Source organism: Brevundimonas sp. (assembly GCF_032107865.1).
Taxonomy (GTDB): domain Bacteria; phylum Pseudomonadota; class Alphaproteobacteria; order Caulobacterales; family Caulobacteraceae; genus Brevundimonas.
Map to the genome: position 1 here is coordinate 1 of NZ_DAMCNG010000180.1, position 5,492 is coordinate 5,492.

The following is a 5,492-nucleotide window of genomic DNA, read 5'->3' on the forward strand; positions in this document are numbered from 1 at the left end:
CCGCCGACAACGGATCAGACGCCATCGTCTATCTGATCAGCTTCCTGGCGGTCGGGCGGGCGATGGCGTGGAAGCGCGGCGCCGCTCGGTTGTCGGGGATCATGCTGCTGATCTTCGCGGCCGGGGTGCTGATCGACGTGGGGCGGCGCTGGATCGTCGGGACGGAGCCGGTCGGTTGGACCATGATGAGCCTGGCCGTCATCGCGGCGGTGGTGAACCTGATCTGCCTGATGCTGATCCGGCGTCAGGGGACAGACGACGTCAACATGCGCGCGGCCGAGACCTTCAGCTTCAACGACTTCGCCTCGAACGGCGGCATCCTGATCGCCGGGGGGCTGGTCATGGCGCTGGATCAGGCGTGGCCGGACCTGGTGGTGGGGCTGATCGTGGCGGCCATCGCGGTGAAGGGCGGCGTCGACATCCTCAAGGACGCCCGTGAGAGCCGGCCCGTTTCGCAAGAGACTGAGGCGAACGCCGAAACCTGAACCGTCGCGGGCAAGCTGCCGGAGAGCTCCCGCGCTTGCCCGCGACAGCGAACATATGTCGGCGCCGGGCATTTAGCCTGTCGAGGAGAACCGACATGGCCGCTCGCCCCACATGGCAAGGACACCTGAAACTGTCGCTCGTCACCTGCCCGGTGGCGCTCTACACCGCGACGACCAGCGCCGCCGACGTGCGCTTTCACCTGATCAATCCGGACACCCACAACCGCATCCGCATGGTGCCGACCGACCCCGACGCCGGTCCGGTGGAGCGCAGCCATCTGGTGCGCGGCTATGAGGTGTCCAAGGACGAATACGTCCTGTTCGACGACGCCGATTTCGACAAGGTGCGGCTGGACAGCACCAAGACCATCGCCATCGACAAGTTCGTGGACGAGTCCGACATCGACCGCCTGTATTGGGACGATCCCTTCTTCGTCGTTCCCGAGAAGGGCGCGGGCGTCGAGGCCTTCGCCGTCATACGCGACGCCATGCAGAAGCAGGGCAAGGTCGCGCTGGGCCAGCTTGTCCTGCGCGGCAAGGAACGCCAGCTGGCGCTGGAGGTGCGCGGCAAGGGCCTGCTGGCCTACACCCTGCGCGCCCATGACGAAGTGCGCGACGCCGACGACTATTTCGACGACATTCCCAAGGTGAAGGCTGACGCCGACATGGTCGAGATCGCCGCCCGCATCATCGCCCAGAAGGAGGCCGACTTCGACCCGACCGCCTTCAAGGATCGCTACGACGACGCCCTGCGCGAGATGATCAAGGCCAAGACCAAGGGCGGCAAGGGCCTGGTCGACGTGGCCGAGCCGGACGACACCAACGTCATCGACCTGATGGCGGCGCTGAAGAACAGCCTGAAGGGCTCGGCTAGCGGGCCCCGCAAACCGGCGGCGAAGAAGCCAGCGCCGCGCAAGAAGTCGGCCTGAGCGTCACTCCACGCCCATCTTGCGCAGGGCGGGCCTCAGGCTGACGGCGGCGGCGTGGAAATCGGCCCAAGGATCAGGCCGCTCAAGCAGTTCGGGCCAGACCCACAGATTGTAGTCCGCAGGCCTCAGTCCCGGTTTCACCTGATCCCACGACAGCGGAAGGGCGATCCCCGCCCCCGGCCGCGCGCGCGGCGACCAGGGCGCCACGGCGGTCGCCATCCGGCCGTTGCGCAGATAGTCGATGAAGATCTTTCCGCCCCTCGCCTTCTTGGCCAGGGTGGTGGTGAAGCGGTCCGGCGTCTCGGCCCTGATCGCCTCGGACACAGCCTTGGCGAAGGCCTTGTTCTGATCCCACGTCACACGAGAACGGCCGTCAGCGCGGATCGGCACGACCACATGGAGGCCCTTGCCGCCCGTCGTCTTGACGAAAGGGTTGAGGCCCAACCCTTCGAGTTTCGCCTTCACCACGCCGGATGCGGCGATCACATCGTCGAAGTCCAGCCCCACGTCAGGATCGAGGTCGAAGGTAATCTGGTCCGGCGTCTCGGGATCGCCCGGCTTGCAGCCCCAGGGGTGGAGCTCCAGTCCGCCCGACTGGGCGACGGCCGCCAGGCCGCCGACATCGACCACGGCGACGTAAGGGGTGCGCGCCTTCACATCGATCAATTTCAGACGAGGGTTCGATCCGGTCATGGCGTGGCGCTGAAAGAAGATCTCGCCGTCGATGCCTTCCGGGGCGCGGATGATCGACGTGGGCCGGTCAGCCACATGGGGCAGCAGGCGCTCGGCCGCCGCCTCGTAATAGCGCGCCAGGTCGGCCTTGGTGATGGGCGGACGGCCCTCGCTCGCCGGCCACAGCACCTTGTCAGGGTTGGAGATGACAACGCCCGCCACCGTGACCTTGCCGCCCTTTTTCGATGTCGACGGCGACGCGGGCGGCTGGGGTGGCTCGGTGACGTCCTCGGCGGTCTTGTCGTCGCGCAGCCCCTTGAACGCCGCCTGACGCAGCGACCCGGCCTCAGTGTAGCCGCCGTGCTCGATCTCAGCGACCAGCCTCGGCTTCACCCAGTGAACGTCCTTGTCTCCGTTGGGCGCGCCTGCGCCGGTAAAGGGGCTCTTGTCCGCCGCCTCGGCCTTCAGCGCGGGGATCAGCAGCCGCGTCGCCGCCTCGCCGAAGCCCGTCCCGACGCGCCCGAGGTATTTCAGCCCGCCCGTCTCGCGCACCCCGACCAACAGCGACCGGAATCGACGGCCGCCCTCCGACGACCAGCCGCCGATGATGACCTCGTCGCGCCCTCGGCATTTGGACTTCACCCAACTCGACGACCGGCCCGCATGATAGGGCGCGTCCAGCTTCTTGGAGATCACGCCCTCCAGATGCATCCGGCAGGCGCTTTCCAGCACCGCCTGCCCTGTCGAGGCGAAGTGCTCGACGTAGCGCAGACGCCCGGCCCCCTCGGCGCCGATACGGTCGATATAGGCCTGCAACCGCGCCTTGCGGTGCGACAGCGGCAGCTTGCGCAGATCCTCCGCCCCTTCGAACAGCAGATCGAAGGCGAAGTAGATCAGCCGCCCCGCCTTCCCCTCGGATATCGCCGTCTGCAGGGCGCTGAAGTCCGGCATGTGATCATCGTCGAGGGCGCACAGCTCGCCGTCGATCACCGCATCGGGCCCACCGGCCGCATCCGCCGCCAGTTCAGGGAAACGATCGGTCCAGTCCAGGCCCTTGCGGGTCCGCAGCACCGCCTGGCCGCCGCCGACGCCGATCTGCAGCCGGTAGCCGTCGAACTTGATCTCATGCGCCCAACCGGCCGCCGAGGGCGGATGATCGACCGCCTTGCACAGCTGGATCGGCACGAAGGCGTGCGGCCGCTTCGTCTTTGAAACCGCCCCGGACGCTACAGGTTTGGGCGGCGCCTTGCGGCGGGTCGGCTTGGAGGATGTCCATTGCGCGTCGCCCTCGGCGATCTGGGCCAGGGAGCGGCCGGTCGTCACCGAGGCGTCGATCTCGGCCAGGGCGTCGCCCTCGCCGGCGACAGCGTATTCATCCTTCTCCTTCAGCAACAGCCAGTTGTTGCGCTTGGAAGGCTTGCCCCGGTCGCTCTTCAGCCGGATCAACGCCCATTTGCCCTTCAGCCGCTCGCCGTGAAGGATCATCTTGATCTGGCCGCGCGCCCAGGCGGCTGCGAGGTCTGCTTCCTGCGGCTCCCAGGTTCCGACGTCCCACAGCTGCACCGTGCCCGCGCCGTAGTTGCCCGCCGGGATCGTCCCCTCGAACCCGCCGTAGTCGAGCGGATGGTCCTCGACCTCGACCGCCAGGCGCTTGACCGACGGATCGCGCGACGGGGCCTTGGTCACGGCCCAGGACTTCAGCACCCCGTCCGCCTCGATGCGGAAGTCGTAATGCAGTCGGGTCGCCGCATGGCGCTGGATCACGAAGCGCCGCGCGCCGTCCCCGGCCCGCTTGGCGCCCTTGGGTTCCGGCGTCTGCTCGAACCGCCGCTTGGCCTGATAGGTCTTCAGCTCGCCGCGCATGGGCGATTAATCCGCCCACGAGGAAACCGTTGCGCGGGAGACCGACGACGATCAGACGCCCGTGATCGTCCCATCCGCACGACGGACGCCCACGCGCTTCAGCGTCGTGACGTCGAACGGCTTGGCGAAGATGGTCGAGACCTGCATCAAGGCCGCCTCGGCCCGGTCTTCGGTCAGGGTCAGCAGGATGAAGCCCTTGGCCGACTGGTCGCAGAAGCGCACCTCGTCATTGGCCTGCATCAGCGCCGCGCCGAGGGGGAAACCGCCGATGGCGTCGCCGATCGAGGGGCTGGAGACCGCGCTGGTCCCGAACTCGACCGCCCGGCGCGCGCCGCCGGCGTCCTTCAGTTCATTGACCCAGAAGGCGTGGCTGTCGCCCGCCAGGACGATGGGCTGCACCCCCGCCTCAACGAAGGCGGCGTAGAGCCGCTCGCGCCCGGCCGGATAGCCGTCCCAGGCGTCGAGGTTGAACGGCAGGCCCATCTTGAACAGGAACAAGGCCTGTTCGAACTGGTCGCGATAGGCCTCGGGGATCTGGGCCATCAGGCCCTGAACCTGGGCCTCGGTCAGGGTGCGCGACACGTCGGGACCGGCGACACGGGCCATGACCACCTGATTGCCCAGCACCTGCCACGGACGGCCCTTGGCCTTGGAGGCGGCCAGTTCGCGCTTCAGCCAGTCGCGCTGCTCGGCGCCCATCAGATCGCGGGCGGGATCGTTCAGCTTGGCGCGGAAGGCGTCCAGGTCCAGCACCGGCTCGCCGTCCGGGCCGTCCTTGGCGGTCAGATCCTTGTCATAGGCCAACGGTTCGGTGCGGCCGGTCAGGCGGGTCTCGACCATCATCAGGCTGGCCAGATCGCCGAAGTGGAAGCTGCGATGGATCGCCTCCTTCAGCGCGGCGGGCGCGGCCTCGCGGATCGGCATCCATTCGTAATAGGCCTTCAGCGCCGCCGCCTTGCGCTGGGCGAAGTCGCCTTCGCTCTCGGGCTGGTGGTTCTCGGCGCCGTGCAGCCAGGCGTCGTTGGCGGTCTCGTGATCGTCCCAGACGCAGATGAAGGGCGCGCGGGCGTGGGCGGCCTGAAGGTCGGCGTCGCGCTTGTACTGGGCATGGCGCAGCCGATAGTCGGCCAGGGTGACGATCTCGTGCGCCGGCTCGGGCACGCGGCCCAGTGTCGGCCCGGTCGCCATGCCATAGGCGTCAGAGTCCGCCCCATATTCGTAGATGTAGTCGCCCAGATGGACCACGGCGTCGAGGGTCGGCAGGGCGGCGATCGCCTCATAGGCGTTGAACAGGCCGCCGGGCTGCAACTGGCACGACACCACCGCCAGATTGACCGGCGCGACGCCCTCCGCCGCCAGGGTGCGGGTGCGACCCATGGGCGAGCGCGTCTCGCCCACAGCGAAGTCGTAGCGATAGTCGCGGCCGGGGCGCAGGCCCGCCGCGTCGACCTTGACCGTATAGTCGCGCTCAGGCCCCGCCTCGAACCGGCCCGAGGCGACGACGCGGTCGCCTTCCCCGTCCAACACGCGCCAGGCGACCGAG

At 68.2% G+C, this 5,492-nt stretch carries 4 protein-coding genes; 2 read left to right on the top strand and 2 right to left on the bottom strand.

Annotated features, from left to right (window positions below):
* Nucleotides 1–485, top strand: a 485-nt coding sequence (locus tag RT567_RS13055) for a cation transporter (RefSeq protein WP_313576743.1), incomplete at its 5' end; no start/stop codon positions are given.
* A 95-nt stretch (nucleotides 486–580) separates the two neighbouring features.
* Nucleotides 581–1,414 (top strand): Ku protein, encoded by an 834-nt coding sequence (locus RT567_RS13060; RefSeq protein ID WP_313576744.1) that lies wholly within the window; start codon nucleotides 581–583, stop codon nucleotides 1,412–1,414.
* A 3-nt stretch (nucleotides 1,415–1,417) separates the two neighbouring features.
* Here the strand turns inward: RT567_RS13060 and ligD are convergent, their stop codons facing one another.
* The gene (gene ligD / locus RT567_RS13065; protein ID WP_313576745.1) at nucleotides 1,418–3,949 is read right to left on the bottom strand and encodes a DNA ligase D; all 2,532 of its coding nucleotides are present in this window, start codon (nucleotides 3,947–3,949) and stop codon (nucleotides 1,418–1,420) included.
* A gap of 51 nt (nucleotides 3,950–4,000) precedes the next feature.
* Nucleotides 4,001–5,492, bottom strand: a 1,492-nt coding sequence (locus tag RT567_RS13070) for an alkaline phosphatase D family protein (RefSeq protein ID WP_313576746.1), incomplete at its 5' end; no start/stop codon positions are given.